Source organism: Bradyrhizobium sp. 6(2017), assembly GCF_011058295.2.
In the GTDB taxonomy this organism is placed as follows: domain Bacteria; phylum Pseudomonadota; class Alphaproteobacteria; order Rhizobiales; family Xanthobacteraceae; genus Bradyrhizobium; species Bradyrhizobium septentrionale.
The window spans coordinates 3,900,312-3,925,918 of sequence record NZ_CP049289.2 but is presented as its reverse complement, the minus strand read 5'-3'; the positions used below and the strand labels follow the sequence as shown (position 1 = coordinate 3,925,918).

General features: G+C 64.4%; 17 protein-coding genes. 9 read left to right on the top strand and 8 right to left on the bottom strand.

Translation table 11 applies throughout. The features are described 5' to 3' along the window. The first annotated feature begins 98 nt into the window (after positions 1–98). The 4 genes from G6P99_RS18180 (at position 99) to G6P99_RS18165 (ending at position 6,727) form a co-directional block, all read left to right on the top strand. A complete protein-coding gene (locus G6P99_RS18180) occupies positions 99–1,811 on the top strand; it encodes a TolC family outer membrane protein (RefSeq protein ID WP_165128876.1) in 1,713 nt (570 codons plus the stop codon). Positions 1,812–2,104: 293 nt separating this feature from the next. Continuing rightward, complete coding sequence (locus G6P99_RS18175) at positions 2,105–4,231, top strand: type I secretion system permease/ATPase (RefSeq protein WP_414645595.1); 2,127 nt, start codon at positions 2,105–2,107, stop codon at positions 4,229–4,231. Between the two features lie 12 nt (positions 4,232–4,243). Beyond that, a complete protein-coding gene (locus G6P99_RS18170; protein ID WP_029080582.1) occupies positions 4,244–5,494 on the top strand; it encodes an HlyD family type I secretion periplasmic adaptor subunit in 1,251 nt (416 codons plus the stop codon). A 219-nt stretch (positions 5,495–5,713) separates the two neighbouring features. Then, positions 5,714–6,727 carry a transglutaminase-like cysteine peptidase gene (locus G6P99_RS18165; RefSeq protein WP_165128872.1) on the top strand — a complete coding sequence of 338 codons (1,014 nt, stop codon included), beginning with the start codon at positions 5,714–5,716 and terminating at the stop codon, positions 6,725–6,727. Between the two features lie 109 nt (positions 6,728–6,836). On the opposite strand, the gene G6P99_RS18160 is transcribed toward G6P99_RS18165, so the two are convergent. After that, on the bottom strand, positions 6,837–14,150 hold the full coding sequence (locus G6P99_RS18160; RefSeq protein WP_165128870.1) for a DUF5801 repeats-in-toxin domain-containing protein: 7,314 nt from the start codon (positions 14,148–14,150) through the stop codon (positions 6,837–6,839). 236 nt (positions 14,151–14,386) lie between these two features. Between G6P99_RS18160 and G6P99_RS18155 the strand changes: the two genes are divergently transcribed. Further along, entirely contained in the window at positions 14,387–14,830 is a 444-nt protein-coding gene (locus G6P99_RS18155; protein ID WP_246709568.1) for a hypothetical protein, read from the top strand. Between the two features lie 42 nt (positions 14,831–14,872). On the opposite strand, the gene G6P99_RS18150 is transcribed toward G6P99_RS18155, so the two are convergent. Both G6P99_RS18150 and G6P99_RS18145 read right to left on the bottom strand, forming a co-directional pair. Then, the gene (locus G6P99_RS18150) at positions 14,873–15,427 is read right to left on the bottom strand and encodes a DUF3617 domain-containing protein (protein ID WP_029080585.1); all 555 of its coding nucleotides are present in this window, start codon (positions 15,425–15,427) and stop codon (positions 14,873–14,875) included. 267 nt (positions 15,428–15,694) lie between these two features. Further along, on the bottom strand, positions 15,695–16,267 hold the full coding sequence (locus G6P99_RS18145; RefSeq protein WP_051346184.1) for a DUF3617 domain-containing protein: 573 nt from the start codon (positions 16,265–16,267) through the stop codon (positions 15,695–15,697). On the opposite strand from G6P99_RS18145, the gene G6P99_RS18140 reads away from it, so the two are divergent. Beyond that, positions 16,248–17,021 carry a hypothetical protein gene (locus G6P99_RS18140; protein ID WP_245284650.1) on the top strand — a complete coding sequence of 258 codons (774 nt, stop codon included), beginning with the start codon at positions 16,248–16,250 and terminating at the stop codon, positions 17,019–17,021. The genes G6P99_RS18145 and G6P99_RS18140 overlap by 20 nt on opposite strands. Before the next feature lie 65 nt (positions 17,022–17,086). Here G6P99_RS18140 and G6P99_RS18135 read toward each other — a convergent pair whose 3' ends face one another. The 5 genes from G6P99_RS18135 to G6P99_RS18115 all read right to left on the bottom strand — a co-directional run bounded on the left by G6P99_RS18135 (position 17,087) and on the right by G6P99_RS18115 (position 21,932). Continuing rightward, positions 17,087–17,347, bottom strand: coding sequence for a hypothetical protein (locus G6P99_RS18135; RefSeq protein WP_029080587.1), 261 nt, complete (start codon positions 17,345–17,347; stop codon positions 17,087–17,089). Between the two features lie 94 nt (positions 17,348–17,441). After that, a complete protein-coding gene (locus G6P99_RS18130; protein WP_029080588.1) occupies positions 17,442–18,212 on the bottom strand; it encodes an SDR family NAD(P)-dependent oxidoreductase in 771 nt (256 codons plus the stop codon). A gap of 53 nt (positions 18,213–18,265) precedes the next feature. Then, the gene (locus G6P99_RS18125) at positions 18,266–19,063 is read right to left on the bottom strand and encodes an SDR family oxidoreductase (protein WP_029080589.1); all 798 of its coding nucleotides are present in this window, start codon (positions 19,061–19,063) and stop codon (positions 18,266–18,268) included. Continuing rightward, positions 19,063–20,451: a transaminase gene (locus G6P99_RS18120; RefSeq protein ID WP_165128868.1), complete on the bottom strand. Its 1,389-nt coding sequence runs from the start codon at positions 20,449–20,451 to the stop codon at positions 19,063–19,065. The genes G6P99_RS18125 and G6P99_RS18120 overlap by 1 nt, the downstream gene beginning before the upstream one ends. Beyond that, positions 20,448–21,932: an aldehyde dehydrogenase gene (locus tag G6P99_RS18115; RefSeq protein WP_084518434.1), complete on the bottom strand. Its 1,485-nt coding sequence runs from the start codon at positions 21,930–21,932 to the stop codon at positions 20,448–20,450. Before G6P99_RS18115 ends, G6P99_RS18120 begins: the two co-directional genes overlap by 4 nt. A 214-nt stretch (positions 21,933–22,146) precedes the next feature. On the opposite strand from G6P99_RS18115, the gene G6P99_RS18110 reads away from it, so the two are divergent. The 3 genes from G6P99_RS18110 (at position 22,147) to G6P99_RS18100 (ending at position 25,544) form a co-directional block, all read left to right on the top strand. After that, complete coding sequence (locus tag G6P99_RS18110) at positions 22,147–23,409, top strand: Tm-1-like ATP-binding domain-containing protein (RefSeq protein ID WP_029080592.1); 1,263 nt, start codon at positions 22,147–22,149, stop codon at positions 23,407–23,409. Then, a complete protein-coding gene (locus G6P99_RS18105) occupies positions 23,406–24,071 on the top strand; it encodes an HAD family hydrolase (protein ID WP_165128866.1) in 666 nt (221 codons plus the stop codon). The genes G6P99_RS18110 and G6P99_RS18105 overlap by 4 nt, the downstream gene beginning before the upstream one ends. 120 nt (positions 24,072–24,191) lie before the next feature. Continuing rightward, on the top strand, positions 24,192–25,544 hold the full coding sequence (locus tag G6P99_RS18100; RefSeq protein WP_165128864.1) for an aminotransferase class III-fold pyridoxal phosphate-dependent enzyme: 1,353 nt from the start codon (positions 24,192–24,194) through the stop codon (positions 25,542–25,544). Positions 25,545–25,607: the final 63 nt, after the last annotated feature.

The following is a 25,607-nucleotide window of genomic DNA, read 5'->3' as shown; positions in this document are numbered from 1 at the left end:
GGGCCATTGTGTGGCTGAAATGTCATAGGTTACGGAACCGCCGTACGTTACGCTTCGCGGATTCTACGCAATATTTTTGTAAGTTGGGGGCGGAATTGATGCGGTCGGCATACACGGTCATCGCGTGCCTTTGCCTGGCGGCAACGCCAGCATGTGCCGAGGTTTTCTCCATTAACGATGCATTGCGCCAGGCGATGCTGACCAACCCGGGCGTTGGCGAGGCTTCGGCGAACCGGCGGGCGACGGAAAGCGAGCTGAGGCAAACCCAGAGCACGCTGCTGCCGCAGGTGCGGATCGACGCCAGCTACGGACCGGAAAAGTTCGACCAATCGCCGAACTTCATCAGCCCGAACATTCAGTCGGCACCGGTTGTGGGTGCAGGACCGTGGCGCAATGGCAGCCAGGAATCGGTGGTGGTGCGCCAGCTGCTTTGGGATGGCTTCTCGTCGATCTATGACGTCTGGCGCCAGACCGCGCGCGTGAATGCGGCGGCCTCTCGCGTCAAGGAACGAACCGAGCTGCTGGCCCTCGACGCTGCCGAAGGTTACATGGACGTCGTGCGCTACATCCGGCTGGTGAGCCTTGCCCAGCAAAACGTCGCCAACCACGAGAAGATCTTTGCAAACGTGAATTCCCGCTTCTCGGGCGGCCGCGCCGGCGAAGGCGACCTGGAGCAAGCGCGGGAGCGCGTCGAAGCCGCCCGTGCGGCACTCGCCGAATTCCAGCGCAGCCTGGAAGACGCCAGGGCGAAGTACCGCAAGACGGTCGGCCTCGAGCCAATCAATGTTCGCTTCCCCGCCCCTCTCGCGGGATTGCCGAACAGCCGCGACGAGGCGCTCGCGACCACCCTGCGGTTCAATTCGACGATTGCGGCGGCACAGTCCGACGCCGACGCCGCCAAGCATGCGTTCAAGGCCACGGACGGAACGTTCGGCCCGAAGTTTTATCTCGAGGGACGGGCAACCCACTACGACAACTCGTACCCCTACGTGGCGGCCACCGGGACTCCCGCCATTACGCATGAGGACTACAGTGGCAAGGTGGTGATGTCGTGGGACATCTTCCGCGGCGGCCAGGATGCCTGGAACAGGTCGGAGAAGGCCGAGCGCTTTACCGAAGCCACCATGCGCCACGCGCGCTTGCAGCGCGACGCGTATGAATCGATCGACAAGGCGTGGAATGCCCGTACGATTACGGCCACACGCATCGCGGCCTTGGCGCGCCAGCTGGAAGCGGACCGCAAGACCATCGCGGCCTTCCAGAAGGAATACGAACTCGGCCAGCGCTCGCTGATCGACCTGCTGAACGCGCAGAACCAGTTCTTCAACGCGTCGGTCTCGCTCACCTCCGCCCGCAGCGTCGTCGTGTTCGCCGACTATCAGCTGCTGGCGGCAATGGGGACCCTGATCGAGTATCTGAAGGCGCCCCCGCCGGTCGATGCTGCCCCCACGGACATGCTTTCGATTGGCCTGCCCCGCTACTCGTTTCCCACCCTGCGCGTGAACGTGCCGCAAACGGGCTCCGAACCGCTGCATGTCGGCGTCCCGGCCCCCGTAGCCCGTCCCGGCAAGACCTATGCAGCGGCCCAGCCCAAGGAGGTCGGCAAGGATGTTGGTTTTGCCGACCGCTGGACCGGCTCGACGGCAACCGCGGCGGTGCCCGGTTCCTCGGAATGGATGCAGCAGCAGAAGAGCGCAAGCGACGGCCCGAACGTCATTTACGCGGACCCGACCGTCTCGGCGAAGGCGAGTTCCTATGCCTCGACCAAGCCCCATTGGCTGCTGTCGGCCTTCCCGAGCTCCGCTCGATAGAAGCCGCCAACCGAAATCAGGACTGCCGGACGGGCCCCAAACGGGGCCCTTCCGATTCCGTATTAATACTTAAAGCAAGTTTCGCTGATTTCGTTCGCCGTTTGTTGTAGCCTGCACACAATCTTTGAATGCGATTTCTGCATTTCCATTTTGGTTGTCGAGGTTTCGAATTGTTATTGCGAACTCCCAGCCCGGCGGCTGACGCCGGCCGCCCCTCGCCGGATGAATCAACTTCAAAGCCTGCCGCGACAAGTCGGCCGAGTGCATTGGGCGACGATCCCCTCAGCGCGTCGTTGACCTATCTTGCGGCCTATCACGGCCGCGCGGTGAGCCGCGAAGCTCTGCTCGGCGGACTGCCGATCACGGACGGACGCCTGTCCGTCTCGCTCTACGACCGTGCGGCCAGACGCGCGGGCCTGGAGACCGAGGCCGTCAAGCGCGACATTTCGGAAATTCCTGCGCTTGTCTTGCCGGCTGTCCTCATCATGAAGAACGGAACGGCGCTCATCCTTCTGGGCGTGGACACGGCGAACAAGACCATCAAGATCGTCGATCCTGAGACGCCGAACAGCCCGCGCATCGTCGAACTCGCCTCGCTCGCCGCCGACTACACCGGCTACGCGTTCCTGGTGAGAAGTGCTGCGCACGCCGATGCGCGCACCGTCGCCGCCGGCGACATCCCGAGGAGCCACTGGTTCTGGTCGGTGGTCAAGACGCATTGGCCCAGTTACGGCCACATCGCGATCGCCGCGTTTCTGACCAACATCCTCGCGCTGGCGACGCCGCTGTTCACGATGAGCGTCTATGACCGCGTCATCCCCAACGGCGCGATCCCCTCCCTGATCGCCCTCTCGATCGGCATGGGGCTCGGTATCCTGTTCGATTTCATCTTCCGCATGGTCCGCAGTCGCATGATCGACGTGACCGGCAAGACCATCGACGTCGTGCTGGCCGCCAACATCTTCGAGCATGTGATGGCGGTGAAGATGGCGCAACGGCCGACCTCCGTCGGCATCCTAGCCAATCAGCTCCGGGACTTTGACTCGGTGCGCGAATTCTTTACGTCCGGAAGCGTGGTTTCCGCGACCGACCTGCTGTTTGCCGTGCTCTTTGTCGGGGTGCTGTTCCTCATTGCCGGGCCGTTGGCATGGATCCCACTGCTCATGCTCCCGCTCGTCATGCTGATCGGCTTCCTGCTGCAACGCCCGCTCGATCGCGCCATGAAGCGCCTGCAGGCCGAATCCGCCGCTCGTCACGGCGTGCTCGTCGAGTCGCTGTCGGGTCTGGAAACCGTCCGCGCGACCGGCGCCGAGGCCCGCATGCAGACCCTGTGGGAGCGTTCGGTCGCAGCAACCGCCAGATCCGGTGAGGACGTTCACTTCTGGTCGTCGCTGTCGCTGACGAGTGCGAGCACCGCCCAGCAGATCACCAGCCTGCTGCTCGTCATCGTCGGCATCTTCCTGATCCTCGACGGCAAGCTCAGCGTCGGCGCGCTGGTCGCCGCGAACATGCTCGCCGCCCGCGTGCTGGCGCCGATCGCCGGGATCGCCTCCGTGATCACCAAGGGAACGCAGACGATATCGGCCCTCAAGGCGATCGACCGCATCATGTCGATCGAGCGGGAACGTTCGCCGACCCGATCCTATGTCGCGAGACGGATCGAGGACGGCAAGGTCGCCTTCGAGAACGTGTCGTTCGCCTACCCCAATGCGCCGGGCAACGCGCTCGAAAAGATCAGCTTCAAGATCGAGGGCGGCGAAAGGGTCGGCATCATCGGCCGGGTGGGATCGGGCAAGACCACGGTCGGCAGGTTGCTGCTCGGATTTTACGAGCCGAAGGAAGGCCGTATCCTGGTCGACGGCGTCGACTCCCGGCAATACGATCCTTCGGACCTGCGCGCCGGCATCGGCTTTGCGATGCAGGATACCGACCTGTTCTTCGGCAAGCTGCGCGACAACATCGCCCTCGGCAAACCGGAAGCGACCGACGAGGAAGTCCTGCTTGCCGCGCGGCTCTCCGGCGTCGAGAGCTTCATCGCCGGCCATCCGATGGGCTATGACATGCCGATCTCGGAAGGTGGCCGCAGCCTGTCCGGCGGCCAGAAGCAGGCCATCGGGCTCGCGCGCGTCCTGATCCGCAAGCCTCGCGTGCTCTTCCTCGACGAGCCGACCGCGCATTTCGACATCCGCAGCGAACAGGAATTCCTTGAACGGCTCAAGGGACTCCAGGACGATCGCATGACCATCATCATCTCGACCCATCGTTTGTCATTGCTGAACATGGTCGATCGGCTGCTGCTGTTTGACAATGGCCATCTGGTTGCCGACGGCCCCCGCGACAAGGTGCTCGCCCTGCTGCAGGGAAGGCCCGCGTCGGCGGCTCCGTCGCCGGAAAATACGATCCAGCCGAAATCTGCATAACGAGCAAATATTATGGCGTCTTCCGATTTTGCGTTTGCAAATGATATCCGATCCGCGGCGTTGTTGCGCACGCCCCGCACCTCCCGCATGCTGCTGTGGACGTCCTGCGCGCTGCTTGCGACGTTCCTGACCTGGGCGCACTTTGCCGTGCTCGACGAGGTCAAGCGCGGCAGCGGGCGCGTCGTGCCGTCGCGGCAGATGCAGGTGGTTCAATCGCTCGAAGGTGGCATCGTCGGCGATATCTTGGTGCGGGAAGGCGACATCGTTCAGCAGGGCCAGTCCCTGATGCGCATCGACGACACGAAGTTTGCTTCCGAGTTCGGCGAAATCCGCGAGCGCCGCGCGGCGATGGCGGCGCGGGTGGCTCGGCTCGAAACCGAGGCGCGCGGGCGAAGCGAGATCACCTTTCCGGATCAAGTCGACTCGGTGGCTCCGGCCGCCGTTGCGACCGAGGCCAGCGTGTTCAAGATGCGGGCCCAGAAGGTCGCGCAGGACATCGACGTCCTCAATCAGCAGGTTACCCGCCTCTCCGGCTCCCTGAAGCTCCTGGAACGCGAGCAGAGCCTGACGCGCAAGCTCTATGAGCAGAAGGTCGTGCCCGAGATCGAGATGCTGCGGCTGGACCGGCAGGCCACCGAGATGAAGGGACAGCTCGCCGAGGCGCAATCGAAGATCGCGAACATCACCGCGTCCTTCCGCTCGCAGGCCGACGAGGATCTGGCCAAATCGCGCGGCGATCTCGCCGTGCTCGACGAGAACATCAAGTCCGCCCAGGACCGGGTGCGCCGCACCGACCTGAAGGCGCCGGTCCACGGCATCGTCAACAAGCTGAACGTCAGCACCGTCGGTGCCGTCGTGCAGCCGGGCGCCAATCTGATGGATATCGTGCCGCTGGACGACACGCTCCTGGTCGAGGGGCGGATTCGTCCTCAGGACATCGCATTTATCCGCCCCAACCAGGACGCGGTGGTGAAGATCAGCGCCTATGATTCCTCGGTCTACGGATCGCTGAAGGGCAAGGTTGAACGCATCAGCGCCGACACCATCGTCGACGACAAGGCGGAAAAGACCGAACGTCCGGAGACCTTCTATCGGGTCATGGTGCGCACCGACAAAAACCATCTCGGCACCGAGCAGAATCCGCATCCGATCATTCCGGGAATGGTGGCCACGGTCGAGGTGCTGACCGGCGAGAAGTCGGTGCTGGACTACATCGTGAAGCCCGCGCGCCTGCTGCGTGACGAGGCCCTGCGCGAACGCTGATCGGCCTGCGGCCCCGGTGGTTAACCGATCGTGACCTCCGTTCGTTCAATTTCGAATGAACGGGCAAACCCCGGATTGACCGCCTTTCCGACATTCCCGGCACCGGCCCCCTCCACTTAACCCCGCTTAAGCGGCGCGCGCGCCAGTCTACGTCCCGATAACAGCGGGGACGCAGATCGACGCATAGACGTTGACGGTCCCCGATAGTGGGGACGTCATATGAAGTCGCTGAAGTCTGCCGCGTCGGCGGTCATCGCCGTGGCTGCACTGTCGATAGGTCTTTGCGCGGCGCCATCAGCGTTTGCTGCGGACGAGCTCGCGACGCCCGGCAAGAATGCCGACGAACTCGCGCCGGCTTCCGAAGCATCAAACCGCCCGCCCGCCACCTTCTTCACCATCAGCGACGTTCTGGCCAAGCTCGACCGGCAGCGCGGCCGTGGTCCGAACGCGATCCGCACCGCTTCGCTCACCCCGCTGGATACCGCGACCGACGCCATTCCCGCGGCGAAGCCGCTTCCACCTGAAGGCACCGAGCCGTTCGGCCTGTTCACCTTCCGCGCACCGGAGAACAGCCTCTGGCGCAAATGGCGCGGCCTCGAATCCGATCTCGCCAGGGAGCGGACCATCCTCGAGCAGTGCCGCCAGAACACCGCCGGCTGCCCGTCGCATGCCGCGCAATTCTTGCGCCTGATCGGCGCGATCAAGTCCAAGTCCGGCCGCGACCGGCTGGATGAGGCCAACCGCGCCGTCAACCAGGTGATCCGCTATGTCAGCGACTTCGCCCAGCACGGCGAGGCCGACCGCTGGACCGCCCCGCTTGCCACCTTTGCAACCGGCAAGGGCGATTGCGAGGACTACGCGATCGCAAAGTTGATCGCGCTCGGCGAAGCCGGCTTCCCCAGCGAGGATCTGCGCTTGGTGCTGGGCCGCGATCGCGCCATCCGCCAGGACCATGCCGTGCTGGCGGCGCGGCTGGATGGCCATTGGCTGATCCTCGACAGCCGCCGCTCCGAACTGATCGACGACGGCGAGCTCGGCAACTTCACGCCGATGTTTGCGATCAACGACCGTGGCGTCCAGCTGTTCGCGGCGCCCTACGCCAAGCGGCTTCCGCTCGAAGGTGAGGTCGACGCGGCGCCGGCGGCCGCCAATGCGGCAGACGCCGAGTGGACGGGGGCGGAGCCGCTTGATGCGGCGAGCCCCCTCACCGGCTTCCTGCCCGTGCTGATGTGATTGCGTCCGAGTAAGGGCGCGTTCAGTCAAGAAAAAATCCCAGAGGAAATCCAAAGAAAAAATCCGCGGAGTGGTCTCCACGGATTTTCGCTTTTGCTGCAAGCCAGGCCTAGAAAATATGAACGTTCGCGGCCGCCGGAACGCCGGTGCTCACGTGAGCAAGATCCACCTTGTCGGTGCCCGTGCCATTTGCCGAGTACCAGAGCTCATGTGTCGTATTGTTGAAGAAGAACTTGTTCGTGCTTCCGCTTTCGTTCCAGGCGCTGGTGTTGTTCTCGGTCCCGCCGGTAGCTGCCGATGACGTGAACTGACTGGCCATGACGGCGTTTGAAGCGCCCGTCGGGAGGCTCAGGCCGGCCACGTCGAGAAGGACCAAATCATTGCTGCTAAAATCACTGATGATGTCATGGGCACTGAGATTGAGAACGAACTTGTCGCTCCCGCCAGCACCAGTGAGCGTTTCACTGGTTGATCCGGCGACAATGACATCATTACCAGCGGTCCCTAAAAGCGTCGTTCCGCCGTTCACGTTGACAGCGAACGACCCCGTAGCGGCGTCTCCGTCACCGTCCTTGACACCTACCGTAAAGGGTAGGTCGGTGGCGCCATCGTTGACGAGTTCGGATATTCCAGCCAGCAGGATCTTCGACTTGCCAGAAACGTCATACAACTCAACATAGTCGATATTCCCGTGCCCGGTGGCCGTAATGGTGGTCCCGTCGGTAGCCGAATTATAGACGTGGGAGGTCACCGTGCCATCGGCGCTGTGCACGATGTAGTCAATAATTGTCGAACCACCGATGGCGTTGACTGTGAATGAGATCTGATTTCCCGTCCCCACGGCCGATGCACCGGGCGCCTGGCCATACGTCCAGGTATCAGCATTGCTGTTGTCGCCGACACTCCCAAGATCAAAGCGCATGAAGTCGCCTTGATTGAAGTTGTTGCTGTGGACGCCCAGGCCTGACGAACTTGCGTTGATAGTGTCCTGCGTCAGCCCGGACAAATTCGTTAGCGTATCGTGCGATTCACCAAACCAGGCCGCTACGTTGAAGGCTCCGGTCGTGTGGTAGCCCGTCAATATAGTTACAGGATTGGCACCGGTGTCTGACAATACGGCATACGAAGCCGGACCAGCACCGTGCACGGCACCAGAGGTGTTGATGGACTGCTGTGTATATGAATCGAGGGTATGGAACAGGTTGAACACGTAAGTCGATGTCGTCGGATCGAGCGATACGGTGAAGGCGTCCGCCCCATTGGCAACACCGTGGAGGACGCCACTTGCATCCACATATTCCGAGACCGCAAATCCGCCCGCCTGGAGCGTCGTGGCTGTGGGATGCAGCGGATCGGTGGATACGCCCGCGAAATAGAGCGACCCCAAGCCGTCCGCGCCAAGCGTGTATTGCAGATCTCCAACGAGGCTAAAGCCTGCCTGATTGGCAATCACACCGTGTTCTGCCGACACCCAGGCCGGGCCATCGTCGAGGAAGCTGATGTGCGTGCTGATGTCGGCGGTTGCTACCGCATGATCACCATCCGAGTCGGTCACCGTGACAGTCGCACCCACCTTTCCAGCCGCCAGCGAGACGATGTCGTTGGGGTTGGTGGCGTCGTTCTGGTGGAGCGAGAGGTACTCCGCCACGTAGAGCCGACCGGTTGCCGGGTCGATGGCGATGGCAAACGCCACCATGCCGGTCAGGCTCGGGTTGGCGACGTCGGTGCCGACCGTGCCGATAATCCGGCCACTGCCATCGAGTGACAGCGTAATGGCGGTGCCGTCCGTCAAGGTCAGCCCAGACGCGGCATTGAGCACGGACAGCCCGTAGGTCGTCGTTCCGGCACCGTCCGCACCGTAGCTGCCTCCGGCCACCGTCAGGATGCTGCTGACACCCGTGGAGGCAAAGCTGAGTGCACCGTTGTCCAGCGAAGCCGCCGGCACATCGGTGTCATTGCCCTTGCTCGCGACGGTCGTAAACAGTCCGGCAACCGTGCTCGCCGCACCGTTGAACGTGATCGCGGCCGAGCCAAGGACGTCGCTTGCACCGCCGGTGGTCTGAACGCCGGGCGTTTCGTCGACACCGACTGTCGCTGCGCTCACCGCTACCGTCGGCGCCTTCGGGCCGTCGTCGCCGAACTCGATCTGGTGGCCGATGTCGATCTTGGCCGAGGCCGTGACCGTCTTGTCGCCTTCATGATCGGTCGTGAACGCACTCGCCGTCAGATCGATCAGGTTCGCCGCCAGCTGCTTCACATCGTTGATGTACGAGCCGCTGTAGGTGTCGATCTGCGAGTGATCAATTGTCTCAAACTGCGTCAGCGTCACGATGCCGGTGGTCAGACCGACGCTCAGCGTGAACACCGTATTGCCGGCGTTGATGCCGCCGACCGTTGCCGAAGTCGAGCCGGTCACCACGCCGGACACGCTGTCGAAATAGAGAAAGATGGTGCTGCCGGCATGGGTCAGCCCGCTGGCGCTGCCATTGGCCACGCCGGCGTGCAAACCAAGCGCGTAGTTGATCGTGGTCGCACCGGCGCCATCGGCACCGTACAGATTGGTATTGCTGATGGTGAACGCGCCGGAGAAGTTCTCCGTTGCGATCGTCTTTGACGGGTTGGTGTCGTGCGAGTCCTGGGTACCGGTGAAGTTGCCGCCGGCCAAACCGCCGTCGAACGTCAGCAGCACTGGCTCCGGACACCCCGAGAGCGTCACCGTCGGCGCCTTCGGGCCGTCATCACCAAACTGGATCTGGTGGCCGACGTCGATCGAGGCTGACGCCGTGACCGTCTTGTCGCCTTCATGATCCGTCGTGACCGCACTCGCCTTCAGGTCGATCAGGTTCGCCGCCAGTTGCTTCACATCATTGATGTAGGAGCCGCTGTAGGTGTTGGTCTGCGAATGATCAATCGATTCGAGTTGCGTCAGCGTCACGATGCCGGTGGTCAGACCGACGCTCAGCGTGAACACCGTGTTGCCCGCGTTGATGCCGCCTGCCGTCGCCGAGGTCGAGCCGGTGATCACACCGCCGACATCGTACAGGAAGATCGTGCTGCCGGCATGGGTAAGCCCGCTGGCGCTGCCATTGGCCACGCCGCTGTGCAGCCCCAGAGTGAAGCTGATCGTGGTCGCGCCGGCGCCGTCGGCACCGTACAGATTGGTATTGCCGATCGTGAACGCGCCGGAGAAGTCCTCCGTTGCGATCGTCTTTGACGGGTTGGTGTCGTGCGAGTCCTGGATGCCGGTGAAGTTGCCGCCGGCCAGGCCGCCGTCGAACGTCAGCAGCACTGGCTCCGGACACCCCGAGAGCGTCACCGTCGGCGCTTTCGGGCCGTCATCACCGAACTGGATCTGGTGGCCGACGTCGATCGAGGCCGAAGCCGTGACCGTCTTGTCGCCTTCATGATCCGTCGTGACCGCACTCGCCTTCAGGTCGATCAGGTTCGCCGCCAGCTGCTTCACATCGTTGATGTACGAGCCGCTGTAGGTGTCGGTCTGCGAATGATCGATCGACTCGAGTTGCGTCAGCGTCACGATGCCGGTGGTCAGACCGACGCTCAGCGTGAACACCGTGTTGCCGGCGTTGATGCCCCCCTGCGTCGCCGACGTCGAGCCGGTGATCACACCGCCGACATCGTACAGGAAGATCGTGCTGCCGGCATGGGTCAGACCGCTGGCGCTGCCGTTGGCAACGCCGGCGTGCAGGCCGAGCGCGTAGTTGATCGTGGTCGCACCGGCGCCATCGGCACCGTACAGGTTGGTATTGCTGATGGTGAACGCGCCAGAGAAGTTCTCCGTCGCGATCGTCTTTGACGGGTTGGTGTCGTGCGAGTCCTGGGTACCGGTGAAGTTGCCGCCGGCCAGGCCGCCGTCGAACGTCAGCAGCGCCGGTGCGGTGAACGCGGCAAGCGTGACCGTCGGGGTCTGCGGACCGTCATCGCCGAACTGGATCTGGTGGCCGACGTCGATCGTGGCGGAAGCCGTGACAGACTTGTCGCCCTCGCTGTCTGTGGTGAATCCGCTCGCCGTGAGGTCGACGAGGTTCGCCGCCAGCTGCTTCACATCGTTGATGTACGAGCCGTTGTAGGTATCGGTCTGCGAATGATCGATCGACTCGAGCTGCGTCAGGGTCACGACGCCGGTGGTCAGACCGACGCTCAGCGTGAACACCGTGTTGCCGGCGTTGATGCCGCCTGCCGTCGCCGACGTCGAGCCGGTGATCACGCCGCCGACATCGTACAGGAAGATCGCGCTGCCGGCATGGGTCAGCCCGCTGGCGACGCCGTCGGCAACGCCGGCGTGCAGGCCGAGCGTGTAATTGATGGTCGTGGACCCGGCACCGTCAGCACCGTACAGACTGCCGTTGCCGATCGTGAACGCGCCGGAGAAGTCCTCCGTCGCGACCGTCGCCGACGCATTGGTGTCGTGCGAGTCCTGGGTACCGGTGAAGTTGCCGCCGGCCAGGCCGCCGTCGAACGTCAGCAGCGCCGGCGCTGTGAACGCGGCCAGCGTCACCGTCGGGGTCTGTGGGCCATCGTCGCCGAACTGGATCTGGTGGCCGACGTCGACCAGGGCCGAGGCCGTCACGGTCTTGTCGCCTTCGCTGTCGGTCGTGAACGCGCTCGCCGTCAGGTCGACGAGGTTCGCAGCCAGCTGCTTCACATCATTGATGTATGAGCCGTTGTAGGTGTCGGTCTGCGAGTGATCGATCGACTCGAGCTGTGTCAGCGTCACGATGCCGGTCGTCAGACCGACGCTCAGCGTGAACACCGTATTGCCGGCGTTGATGCCGCCCGCCGTCGCCGACGTCGAGCCGGTGATCACACCGCCGACATCGTACAGGAAGATCGCGGTGCCGGCATGGGTCAGCCCGCTGTCGACGCCGTCGGCAACGCCGGAGTGGAAGCCCAGCGTGTAGTTGATCGTGGTCGCACCGGCACCGTCGGCGCCGTACAGATTGGTATTGCCGATCGTGAAGGCGCCGGAGAAGTCCTCCGTCGCGACCGTCGCCGACGGATTGGCGTCGTGCGAGTCCTGGGTGCCGGTGAAGTTGCCGCCGGCAAGGCCGCCGTCGAACGTCAGCAGCACCGGTGCGGTGAACGCGGCCAGCGTCACCGTCGGGGTCTGCGGGCCGTCGTCGCCGAACTGGATCTGGTGGCCGATGTCAATCGAAGCCGAGACCGGGACCGTCCTGTCGCCGTCGCTGTCGGTCGTAAACGCACTCGCCGTCAGGTCGATCAGGTTCGCAGCCAGCTGCTTGACGTCATAAATATACGAGCCGTTGTAGGTGTCGGTCTGCGAGTGGTCGATCGACTCGAGCTGCGTCAGCGTCACGATGCCGGTGGTCAGACCGACGCTCAGCGTGAACACCGTGTTGCCGGCGTTGATGCCGCCTGCCGTCGCCGAGGTCGAGCCCGTGATCACACCGCCGACATCGTACAGGAAGATCGTGCTGCCGGCATGCGTCAGCCCGCTGGCGCTGCCGTCGGCAAAGCCGGTGTGGAAGCCCAGCGTGTAGTTGACGATGGTCGCGCCGGCACCGTCGGCGCCGTACAGATTGGTATTGCTGACGGTGAACACACCGGAGAAGTCCTCCGTCGCGATCGTCGCCGACGGGTTAGTGTCGTGCCAGTCCTGGAAGCCGGTGAAGTTGCCGCCGGCCAGGCCGCCGTCGAACGTCAGCAGTTCTCCCGATGACATCGACTCCGAGTCCGTCGGCGTCACCGTCACCGTCGGGGCTCGCGGACCGTCGTCGCCGAATTGGATATTGCCACCCAGATCAAGCAGCGCCGTGACTGTGGGGGACGAATCGCCGTCGCCGTCGGTAGTGACTGCACTTGCCTTCAGATCGATCAGGTTCGCGGCCAGCTGCTTGATGTCGTTGATGTAGGAGCCGCTGTAGGTGTCCGTCTGCGTATGGTCGATCGCATGCGTCTGCGTCAGCGTCACATCGCCCGCAGCGTCCACGCTCAGCGTGAACACCGTGTTGGCCGCCGTGATTCCGCCTTCCGTGAGCGCCGTCGAGCCGGTGATGATGCCGCCGTTCTCGTACAGATGGATCGCCAGGCCGCCGGACGTCAGGCCGGAAGCGCCGCCTTCGCTGAACCCGGCATGGAACTGCAGCGCATAGGTGATCGTCGTTGCGCCGCTGTCGGCACCGGCCTCGTTCAGATGGCCGAACGTGAACGCGCCGGCAAAACTCACCGAAGCAACGGTCGGAGACGCGTTGGTGTCGTGCGAGTCCTGGGTGCCGGTGAAGTTGCCGCCGGCCAGGCCGCCATCGAACGTCAGCAGCACCGGCTCGACGCCAGACACAACCACCGTCGGATTGACCGGACCATCGTCCAGGATCGTCAGATGCGAACCGATATCGACGCTCGCGCTTGCCGTCTGGTTGTTGTTGTCAGTCACGGTGGCGGTCAGCGCGATCAGGCCCGACGCCAGCGTAATCCCTTCATTGAAGTCGCCCGGTGTTCCCTCGTGAACCGCGCGCAGATCGGTCAGCGTCACGTGGCCGGTTGCGTCGACCGAGACCGTGAGGACAAGATCGCCACCGACCGCGGTGCGCCCTTCCACGACGCCGGCCGCGTTCACCGTCAGCAGGACGTGCTGACCGGTCGCGGTATCGATCAGACCGGAATCTTCGTTCGACGACGTGACCGACAGCGCATAGGTCAGCGACTGCTGGCCGGCGGCCGCCGTGACGTCAAACGACACCTGCACAGTCGCGACCGTTGCCCCTGCGGGGCCCAATCCCGAACCGGCAACGCCATGATTGGTCGCCGCGGTCAGGAAGCTCTCGTCGACGGTCAGCGACGGTACGAGACCGCCGGAAATGGTGGGAGGCGAAATGGTGGGAGGCGCAGTGGGTTCGTTAGGCTGGAAGCTGGCCTGCTGCGTGCCGGTCGGCTGCCCGCCGGGCGCCGAAAGCGGCAGCTCTTCCTGCGGCGCCAATACATTGAGAGGCGGGGGAGCCAGCGGATCAACCGCGAACGGCCTGAAGTCCGCACCGCTCGCCTGCGCGTTGCCGTTCGAGTTGCCGCCATTGTCGGCAGCCGGCAACACGGAGGTGTCCGTGCTGATCGGAAACAGACTCGTAAATTCCTGGACCGAGATGTCGCGGCCGGGTGCCGTCTCGATCGTGATGTTGCCCTGTCCATCGGCACGGGAGTCGAAGAACGGCTCGACCGTGACCGTCGACTGGTTGTCGAACAGGATGATCAGCTTTTCGCCGACATGGATCAGCGTGATCTTTTCGTTGGCGATCGACGTGAAATCGACCTTCGCCTTCTGGTCGTATCCAAGATTGATGACGACCGCCTGATCGGTCAGTGGCTTCGTCAGCTTGTAAATGCGGATGGGAGCCGAATTGGTGGAATTGCCGGTGCCCGTAGCCTGAGCGACCTGAAACGAACCCTGCATTATCAACCCCGCAAAAATGCGATTAGTAGAAAAATTGTAGAAAAATTGAGTTTTAGGCTATTGTTAACCCTCCCCCCGGTCAAGAAATGTATTTGGTTAATCAATGCTTTCCGTTGGAGTGTGGTAAAGATCCGACATGCCGGAGCTGCAAGAACAACGGCTTAGCCGGTTTGACTTGGCCGAAAGGCAGTATTTGCCCGGCCCTGTTCGTCCTTGCAGGCGATTTGGAGCGGTCGATGCGGGTGATTCTTCTTCAGACTTGTGCCGCTGTCTTGATTTGGGGCTGTTTCGGCGCGGCGGCCGCGCAAGCCCCCGCACAACCGGTCCCGCAGGAGACCACGGTCGAACGCCAGGTTCGGGCCCTGGCCAACCGCGACACCCAGATTGGCCTCTATCTCAACGTGCTGCCTGATTGCACGTCGGGGCCGCTGCCGACCATCCGCCTGGTCACTCCGCCGGCTGCCGGAAAAGTCGTGGTGAAGTCGGCGAAGGCGAAAGCCACCAACTACAAGGCCTGCCTCGCGCTCGAGGTGCCCGCCTATGTCGCCTTCTACAAGGCGCCGCCGGAATTCCTCGGCGATGACGCCCTGACCATCGAGGTCAAGTATCAGGGCGGCCGAACCGAAATTCAGAAGATCACCGTCAAGGTCAGTGCGCCAGGCGGGCAACAGAAGATCTGATGGTGCAGCGGGCGATCTGATGCCCGGCTCGCGCTGACCGCCTTAGAGCGGCTCGCCCTCGGCTCCATCCTGCTGCAGCGGCAGCTCGCCCGGCTCGGCGGCCGGCCGGCCAAGCGACGCCCGGTCCTCGTGGCAATCGCTGATCCGGCGGGCAACCACCCGGTCGGTCCGCGGCGCCTGACCAACGTTGGTCTTGTTGACCTCGGTATAGGCCTCGTCGCTGAGAACCGTGATGACGGTGCTGACCGGCCCCAGATAGTCGCATCGGTTGGAGAAGACGTATTTGTTGTTGATCTTCTCCGGCCGCGACGAGTGGCAATTTCCAACCGACGGAGATGAGAAGGTCGCCTTCATCGCCTGGGTTGGATCGACACAGCGCGTCATCTCGCGCTCGAGCAGCTTTTGCCGGACGTTCGAGGACGTGGCGATCTCCAGCGTCCGCACGAAGCGCCACATCCCTTTTCGGAAGGTCGGCCCGCTGAATCCCTCCTCCGCCACGGCGCTCGGGGAGGCAAGCACGAACACGGAAAGCGCGGTCACGACGCCAAGCGTGCATGCGAAGACCTTCGACGGCCCGAAGCCCTCACGCGATGTCATTTGTTGAGTCCCTGTCGGCCGCACGATGCGGATCGCGTGACTTCACTTGAAGCACGCCCAACCTCACATCATCCAGGAGCATTTCGTGTTAAGACCCCGTAAATCCTTAGCCTTTGCTCAAAGCTCTCCCGCGCTCTTGCACCAAACACGGTGAATGCCGGGTTGCTTTCAGGCCGAGGCAACTTCGGCTCGAAAAGAATCGCCGCGTCTACGCGGTTGTGGACAAATGGACGTCTCGTCAGCCGCTACCCGCCGTCTGATTGCTAGCTAGTGCTGCAAAGCCGCCGCGGCAGACTTATCAGACTTGGCCTCAGATTTGGCCGCGCTAGCATCGTCGCAATCGCCAATCCTCGTCGCGACCACCATGTCGGTCCTGGGGTGCTCGCCGGTGCTGACCTCGTTCAGCTCGGTATAGGCCTCGTCGCTACGCACGGTAATGACGGTGCTGACCGTGCCCATGTAATCGCAGCGGTGCCCGAAGGTGTATTGATTGCCGACCTTCTCCGGCTTGTCCGAAACGCAGCTTCCGACCGGTCCTGACGCAAAGGTCGCCTTCATGGCGTGGGTCGGGTCGACACAGCGCGTGGTTTCCGCGTTGACCACCCGATACTTGAAGTTCTTGTTGGCGGTCTTGGCGACATCGAGCGTCCGCACGAAGCGCCACAGGCCCCTGCGGAAGCTCGGGCCGGAAAAGGATTGATCGCCCTCGCCGGGCTGCGCCGCCGCTGCCCTGCCGTTCGCCGGTGGAGGCGACGGCGTCTGTGCATGCGCCATCAGGGACGGCACCGAGACGATCATTGCGATGAGGAGCGAACGTGCAATGCCACCACGGAAGTTCATTCCCACCCCCGAAGTTCGTCCGAATGCATTCGTGATGCGGTCCGGTCAGCGCGTCGACGCAGTCCCCGGAACACGGCTCAATACGTCACATCACTTGCAGCCAATTGTGGCCAGTAAAAGCACGTTAACGCTGTCCGATGGCTCCCTCGCCGAATTCAGACTCACTGCAGCAAGCCTGCAACACCTGACGCCTCGCTCCCGCGGCGCCAAGCCTGCCCTCATCGTTCCGGGCGCAACACCAGGCCGCAAAGCGCACGGACGAGCGAAGAACGGGCTGGACGAGCGCGGGACCGGTTTGACCTCTGAGGGTTTTTTTGCTCATTTGGCGTCAGATATTCTTCTCAATTTACTTAGCCTATCGCTGGACGAGGGGGCACTGATGCGTATTCGGTTTTGCTACGCGGTCGCAGGCATCTTGGCTTTGAGTGCAGCGCTATCGGGCAATTCGGGGCCTGCGGCTGCCGCGGACCTCGGCCTGATCACGAAGGCACCGGTCGGCAGCTGCACGGAGATCGTCTTCACCTGCGAGAACGGCCATCAATATCCGCTGTGCCCGCGCGCCGTGTCGGTCGAGGGTGAAGTGGTCACGGCCTCCTTGCTCACCGGCCGTGGCGGCGTCCATGTGCGGCACGTGCCGATGGGGGTCGGTTATCGCTATGCCGGTCGCGGCATCTGGCTGGACGGCTTCCGGGAAAACGCGCTGCTCAACTTCGGCAAGCACCACCAGGTGGCCTGCACCATCGCGCACTCATAAGTGCACGCGCTCCGCGTGGCACCTGATGGCGTGACGCGGAGCTCACGGCGCAACGAGGCTGATCCTCACCCCTTGGTGCGAAGCACGGCGCGCGACGATCGCGAGAACATGTAAGCCTTGGGATAGATGTAGACCGGGCAGCGATCCTGCCACTGGTACAGCTGCCAATTCCATTTCCAGCAGCCCGATTCGATCTGAGGGTCCTGCACGTAATCCAGCCGGTACGGCGGATCGCCAAACGGATAGTCGCCGGATCGCGCCGCCGTCGACGACAGAACGACCATTGAAGCGGCTGCGGCAATGATCACGGAAAATGACTTTTGCATAACGCCCTCGATCGAATGACGTGACGGCGCGAGACTGCCAAATCCGCCGATTCATAGCAAGGTGCCGCCTGCCCGCGACAAGCCGCGCGATGTTCTAGACTGCGCGGTTCTGCGTCGGCGAGCGGCCGCCGCCATCGGCGACCAGCACCGCCCCGGTCACGAACGACGCCTCGTCGGAGGCGAGGAACAGGCAGCACGCGGCGATCTCGGCGGGCTCGGCCATCCGCCCCAGCGCGATGCGCCGTTCGACGCCGCGGAACTCGGCATCGGCGGTGGTGCCGTTCTGGTCCGCAAGCAGCTGCATCTCATAGGCGCTCATCGGCGTCCGCACCCAGCCCGGCGCCACGGCATTGGCGCGGATGCCGTCGGCGCCGTGCGCGTAGGCCAGCGAGCGCGTATAGGCGACGACAGCCGCCTTGCTGGCAGCGTAACTTGCGCTATCCGGGCTGGCATTGAACGCGGCAACGGAGGCGATGTTGACGATCGCTCCGCCGCGCTGCCGGAGCAGCGGCAGCGATGCGCGACAGACCCGCATGGTCCCCGTGAGGTTGACGTCGAGCGTCCTGGCCCAGACCTCGTCGGAGACGCTTGCGGGCTGATCCGGCACGATCAGGCCCGCGGCATTGACGACGATGTCGAGCCACGCGCCGCAGGCGGCGACGGCCCTGGCAATGTCGTCCGGCCGGGTGACGTCGCCATGGATCGCCTGCCCTCCGCACTCGGCCGCAGCGGCCTTAAGCTCGGCGTCGCCGAGGCCGAACAACACGACGCGCGCGCCGCTCAACGCCAGCAGCGCCGCCGTGGCCCGGCCGATCCCCGTGGCCGCGCCGGTCACCAGCGCCGTCTTTCCTTCCAGCCGCGGCATCAGAGCATGATCCGGGAAAGTGGAAGCCGGTTTTCCGAAAAGATCATGCTCATCTAGAGTCCCCACTGCCGCTCGACGGCAAATCCGGTCTCCGGCAGCGTCGAGCCGCCGTCGACGACGATGGTCTGCCCGGTGACATATTTGGCCTCAGCGGAAGCGAGATAGAGCATCGCGCACGCGATGTCGTCGGCACTGCCCATGTGTCCCATCGGAATGAAGCGTTCGAGCTTCGCCTTGTTCTCCGGCGCGCTCATGGTGCCGCGGCCCGGCTTTTCGATGAAGCCGGCCTCGACGCCATTGACCGTGATGCCGTCGCGCGCCAGCTCGAACGCAGCACCGCGGGTGAACGCGTTGACGCCGGCCTTCGCCGCCGAGTAATGCGCACCGCCGCCCATCGCGACGCGCGCCGACACCGACGATGTGACGAGGATGCGCCCGAATCCGATCGCGCGCATATGCGGAATCGCGGCCTGCGCGAGCCAGATGCTGGCGTTCAGATTCAGCGCCAGCGTCTCGTCGAGCTTCGCTTCATCGAGCTCCTCAAGCGAGGCCCACGGACAGCCGCCGGCATTGTGCACGACGATGTCGAGCCGGCCATACTGGGCCGCGACGCCGTCGACCATTGTGCGCAAGCTAACCCGGTCGAGCCTGTCGAACGGGACGCAATGCGCCGCCCGTCCAGCAGCCGCCAGCTCGCGCGCCAGCGCCTCGGCCACCTCAATCGTCCGGTTGGCGATCACCACGGTCGCACCGGCCTGCGCGAGCCGCGTCACGATGGCGGCGCCGATCCCGCGGCCGCCACCGGTGACGATGGCGACCCGGCCGTCGAGATTGAAGGGAAGCGCCTGCATCAGATTGCTCCCGTGCCTCGCAGCAGATCGATGAACCGCGCGAAGGCCGCCGTGTGCCTGTCGACATCCCGCGCCGACGTCGCCGGACACATCAGCAGCATGGTGTGGAACGGCGTGACCAGAATGCCTTCGTTCATGTAGAACGCATGCAGCAAGGTCTCGAGATCGGGCTGCCGACCTGCAATGACGTCGGCGCCGCTGCGCGGCGGCCGCGGCATGAACATGATCTCGGCGCGCGCGCCGATCTGGGTGACGTGCCAGAGCAGACCGGCGGCCTCGATCAGCCCGCGGGCTTCCTGCGCAAGCCAGATCGCAGTTCCGATCATCCGCTCGTAATTCGCAGGCGTCAGCACCTTCTCCAGCACCGCGCGCATGGTCGCAACCGTCAGCGCGTTGCCGGCGAGCGTGCCGCCGAATCCAAGATGCGCGGACTGCCGCTCGCGCGGATTGACGTGCGGGACAATCTTCCAGAGGCGTTCGGCGATGTCCTGGCTAAGACCGAACACGCCGGCGGGGATGCCCCCCGCGATCGCCTTGCCGGCGACGAAGATGTCGGGCTCGAGCCCGTGGCTCTCGGTATAGCCGCCCGGTCCGCAGGACAGCGTGTGCGTCTCGTCGATGATCAGGATGGTGCCGGCGCGGCGGGTCAGGTCGCGCAATGCGCTGTGAAAACCAGGATCGACCGGGATCATGCCGAAATTCGTCATCAGCGGCTCGGTCAGCACGCAGGCGATATCGCCTTGCGCAAGCGCCGCCTCCAGCGCAGCGACATCGTTGAACTCGACGACCCGGCTCACGGCGTCATGATCGATGCCGTTGGGGTGGATCATGTTGCGCAAGCCGACGCGGCCGTTGCGGATCTCGACATGCGCCTCTTCGACGCCACCATGGTAGCAGCCGGAGAACACCAGCACCTTGCGCCGGCCGGTGATCATGCGGGCGATGCGGATCGCGGCACGGTTGGCGTCGGTCGCCGACGTCGTCAATGTCCAGTATTTCGGACCGAAGCGGCGCGACAGCTCCTCTCCGACCCAGAGGCTGTCCTCGGTCGGCAGCATCATGGTTGCGCCACGCTTGAGCTGAGCCAGCGCGGCCTCGGTCACCGCCTCCGGCGCGTGCCCGCACATGCCGCCGGTGTCGCCGAGGCAGAAATCGACGTAGTCGCGGCCGTCGATGTCCCTGACATGCGCGCCCTGCGCCTCGTCGGCATAAACAGGAAAACCGCCGGCCCAGCGCCGCATCCAGTGCGACGGGCCACCATAGAGATAGTGTTGCCTGCCTTGCTGCCAGGCCGCCGCCGATCGCGGATGCAGCGCCCGGAAGCGCTCCTGCTCGGCATCGAGCAATCGGTTCAGAACGCCGCTGCGCTCAGTAGTTGCAGTTGTCATAGCGCGATCCAGGCGGTCTTGAGGTCGGCATAGGCGTCGAGCGCGTGCAGCGACTTGTCACGTCCGAAGCCGGATTGCTTGAAGCCGCCGAGCGGCACCGTGATGTCGGCGCCGCCATAGGTGTTGACATGCACGACGCCGGCCTTGATGGCGCGCACCATGCGATGCGCCGTTGATAGCGCGCCGGTCCACACCGCCGACGCCAGCCCATAGGGCGTCGCATTGGCGAGCGTGATGGCATCGTCCTCGCCGTCGAACCGCGTGACCGATAGCACCGGACCGAACACCTCCTCGCGCCAGACCTCCATCGACGGCGTCACCTCGGCAAGGATCGCAGGCGCCATGAAGTTGCCGCCGCTCTCGGCGCGGATCTGCTCGCCGCCAATCAGCCGCTTCGCGCCCTGCTGTTCCGCGCGGGCAACGGCATCCAGGTTCTTGCGCAACTGCACCTTGCTCGCGACAGCACCGATATCCGAGGTCAGTTCGAGGGGATTGCCGACCCTGAGCTTCGTGGTGGCGGCGAGCAGCTCGTCCATGAAACGATCGTAGATCGAGGACTGCACCAGCAGCCGCGAGCCGGCCACGCAGACCTGGCCCGAGTTGCGGAAGATGCCGTTCGCCGAGACCTTGGCCGCATGCTTGATGTCGGGCACATCGGCAAAGACAATGTTGGGCGACTTGCCACCAAGCTCGAGATGGACCCGCTTCAGGTTCGAGCGCGCCGAGCATTCCAGCAGGCGGCGGCCGACCGGCCCTGAGCCAGTGAAGGCGAGCACATCGACATCCATATGCAGCGCGAGCGCCTCGCCGGCCGATGCGCCGCGGCCGGTGACGATGTTCAGCACGCCGTCCGGCAACCCCGCCTCCGTCGCGAGCTCGGCAAGCCGCAACAGCGTGAGCGATGCAAGCTCCGGCGGCTTGACCACGACCGAGTTTCCGGCGGCGAGCGCCGGGCCGATCTTCCACGCCCCGATCATCAGCGGGAAATTCCACGGCACGATCACACCGACGACGCCGAGCGGCTCGCGATGCACCAGCCCGAGGACGTCAGCAGAGGTCGGCGCGATCTCGCCATAGACCTTGTCGATCGCCTCGGCGTAGTAGCGGATGGTGCCGGCCGCCGACAGCGGTTCGGCCTTGTAGGCCATGCCGATCTCGGTACCGTTGTCGCGCACGCCGAGCACCGCGATCTCGAGCGCGTGCTGCTCGATCAGATCGGCGAAGCGCAGCAGCACTTTCTTGCGTTGCGCCGGCGCCGCGCGCGACCATGCTCCCTGCTCGAACGCATCCCGGGCGCGTTTCACCGCGCGGTCGATATCGGCTGGATCGCCATCGGCGATCGTGGTCAGCATCTGGCCATCGATCGGCGACACGACATCGAGCCGTGCCTCGCTGAGCGCCGGCATCGGCCGGCCGCCGATAAAGAGGTGCTGGGCCGGAATGGCGGCCGACCGTAGTCGATCGATCTGGGCTTGCTGCATGCTACTCATTTGTGGTGACCGGAGCGGCCCCTCGGCGGACCTGCTCACATGACGCAATCCTCGCCAAATCAAGGCTTTGCCAGCAATCAACCGATAGGTGGATGTCACGGCAGGCGCCGTCCCCATAGCGTGATCGCACGATGGCCGAGCGCTCCGCCTGCGCTATGCAAACCGGTTGTCACCCTCCCTACCGCCTGCCGGCGAGCCGAAGGTCATGTCCGAGATTACGCAGCCCCGCATTCTCCTGATCGGTACTGGAGACACCAAGGCCGACGAACTGCTGTTCATGAGCGAGTGCATCGCGCGTGCCGGTGGCCGAACCATCATGATGGACATCAGCGTGCTCGGCGATCCGCCGTACCAGGTGGCGCATAACAAGCATGCGGTGGCCGCCGCCGCAGAGACCACGATCGCGGCGATCGCCTCCAGCGGCGACGAGAACTCCGCGATGTCCCTGATGGCGGTCGGCGCCGCCAATCTGGCCCGCGAGCTCGCAGACCGCGACGCCATCGACGGCGTGATCGCAATCGGCGGCACGATGGGAACCGACCTTGCGCTCGACGTCGCGCAGGCGCTGCCGCTCGGCCTGCCGAAACTGATCGTCTCGACCGTCGCCTTCTCGCATCTGATCCCGCCCGAGCGCGTCGCCGCCGATCTCATGATGATCCTGTGGGCCGGCGGCCTCTACGGCCTCAACGGCACCTGCACCGCCGTGCTGTCGCAAGCCTGCGGCGCGATCGTCGGCGCGGCGAAAAGCGCGATCAGACCGCGCCGGGACCGGCCGGTCGTTGCGATCACATCGCTTGGCAAGAGCTGCCTGCGCTACATGGTCGAGCTCAAGCCGCAGCTCGAACGGCGCGGCTATGAGGTGGTCGTGTTCCACACCACCGGCATGGGCGGCCGCGCCATGGAATCGATCGCCGCGCAGCGCGGCTTCGCCGCGGTGCTGGACCTCAGTCTGCAGGAGGTCGCCAACCAGCTGACCGGCTCGGTGGTCAATTCCGGGGCTGACAGGCTGGAGAACGCGGGCAGAGCCGGCATTCCGCAGATCGTCGCACCAGGGGCGATCGACATGGTGGATTTCCCGGCATGGCTTGGCGTCCCGGACGAACTGTCGGATCGTCCGTTCCACGCCCACAACCGGCTGCTCGCGTCGGCGACGTCGGGGTCCGCCGATCGCCGCCGCATCGCACAGGCGATTGCCGAAAAGCTGTCCCGCGCCAGCGCACCGGTTGCCTTCGTGTTGCCGGCCGGCGGCATCCAGCAATGGGACCGCGAAGGCGAAGCCTTGCACGATCCGGATGCCCTCGCCGCCTTTGTCGATGCGATGCGCTCGGCGGTCGCGGCACCGGTCGAGCTGCACGAGATCAAGGACCACATCAACAGCGCGGCGTTCAATGAAACCGTGCTCGGCATCTTCGACCGCTGGGTCGCGGCCGGCATTGTCCCACCCGGCCGCACCACGGTTGCCGCATGAGCCGGCCGCTCGCCCAGGCGCTGGTGCTCGACTTCGGCGGTGTGATCTCAAAAACCCTGTTCGAGACCCATGACCTGACCGAGCGTGCGCTCGGGCTCGCACCCTGCACGCTGAAATGGCTCGGATCATTCGCGCCCGACAGCGATCCGCTCTGGACGTCCATGCAGCATGGCGAGATTTCGGAACGCGACTACTGGCTGACCCGCAGCCGCGAGGTCGGCCGCATGCTCGGTGAAGACTGGCGCGACATGGAAACCTTCGTGAAACGTGCGCGCGGCGCCGATCCCGACACCGTGATCCGCACCGAGGCGGCGCGTGCGATCGACATCGCCGCCGGCGCCGGATTCCGGCTCGCCATCCTCTCGAACGAGCTCGACCTGTTCTACGGCGAGGATTTTCGCAGCCGTCTTTCCATCCTCGAGCGCTTCGACACCATCGTCGACGCCACCCATACCGGGATCCTGAAACCCGACCCGCGCGCCTACCAAAGCGTGCTGGACGAATTGGCGCTAGCGGCAGAAGATTGCGTTTTCGTCGACGACCAGCGCCGCAACATCACGGGCGCCGCCGCGTGCAACATGCGCACCGTGCTGTTCGACGTGCGCAGCCCCGCCGCGTCCTACAGCGAGGCGCTGCGGCATTTCGGGCTGCAATTCGAGTAAAGCGTCTTCGAGCGAAGTGGGGTACCGGTTCGCGTGAAGAAAACGCGTCAAGACTAGAATCTGGAGCCCCGTTCCGATTCCATCGGAACGAAAAAGGCTCTAGCCGGACAGAGAGCGATCATGCGCGACAGAAACTTCCTGGTTGAGAACAACGCCAAGCCGATCTGGCACCCGATGGCCCATCCCGCCGAGATGCGGACGCAGCCGCCGCGGATCGTGATGAAGGGCGAAGGCGTCGAGGTCACCGATATCGACGGCAAGACCGTGATCGATGCGGTCGGCGGCCTGTGGAACGTCAATCTCGGCTACAGCTGCGATCCGATCAAGCAGGCGATATCAGACCAACTCAGCGCCCTGCCGTATTATTCGGGCTTCCGCGGCACCTCGAGCGGTCCCGCGATCGAGCTCGCCTACGAGCTCACCGAATGGTTCAAACCGGAGGGCATGGTCCGCGCCTTCTTCACCTCGGGTGGATCGGACTCGGTCGAGACGGCGCTGCGGCTTGCGCGGCAGTACTGGAAGATCAAGGGCCAGGCCGACCGCACCAAGTTCCTGGCACTGAAGAAGGGCTATCACGGCACCCATTTCGGCGGCGCCTCCGTCAACGGCAATGCCAATTTCCGCCGCAACTATGAGCCGTTGCTGCCGGGCGTGTTCCACATTCCCGCGCCGTCGACCTACCGCAATCCCTTCAACGAGACCGATCCTGCCAAACTCGCGCAGCTCTGTGCGGCGGCGATGGAGGAGGAGATCGCATTCCAGGGCGCCGACACCATCGCCGCCTTCATCATGGAGCCGGTGCTCGGCGCCGGCGGCGTGATCGTGCCGCCGGACAGCTTCATGAAGCTGGCGCGCGAGATCTGCGACCGTCACGGCATCCTGATGATCGCGGACGAGGTCGTCACCGGCTTCGGGCGTACCGGCGCGTGGTCGGGCTCGCGACTGTGGGGCGTGAAGCCTGACATGATGACGATGGCCAAGGCGATCACTTCAGGCTATTTCCCGCTCGGCGCGACCTTGATCGGCGAGCAGATCGCGGAGACCTTCGAGGCCGACACCACTACATTCGGCTCGATCGGCCATGGCTACACCTATTCGGGCCATCCGGTCGGCTGCGCCGCGGGCCTTGCGGCACTGGCCGAGACCCGCCGTCTCAGACTCGACGAGAATGCCGCCGCGCGCGGCGAGGACCTTGCACGGGCGCTTGCAGCGCTCAAGGCCAAACATCCGCTGGTCGGCGACGTCAGAGGCAAGGGCCTGATGGCCGCGCTCGAGCTGGTGGCCGATAGCGACAGCAAGAAGCCCGCGGACAAGAAGACAATGGCGAAGGTCGCCGACAGCGCCTACGAGGCCGGCGTGATGCTGCGCGTCTCCGGCAACAACCTCATCCTGTCGCCGCCCCTGATCCTCACCACAGCGGACGTGAGGCGGATCGCCGAAGGGATCGACGCCGGCCTCTCGGCTGCCGGCTGAGACCGCGTGTGATACGATTGGGATGCATTGCTTCCGCAAGGACGGCTGCACCCATTACCCGCA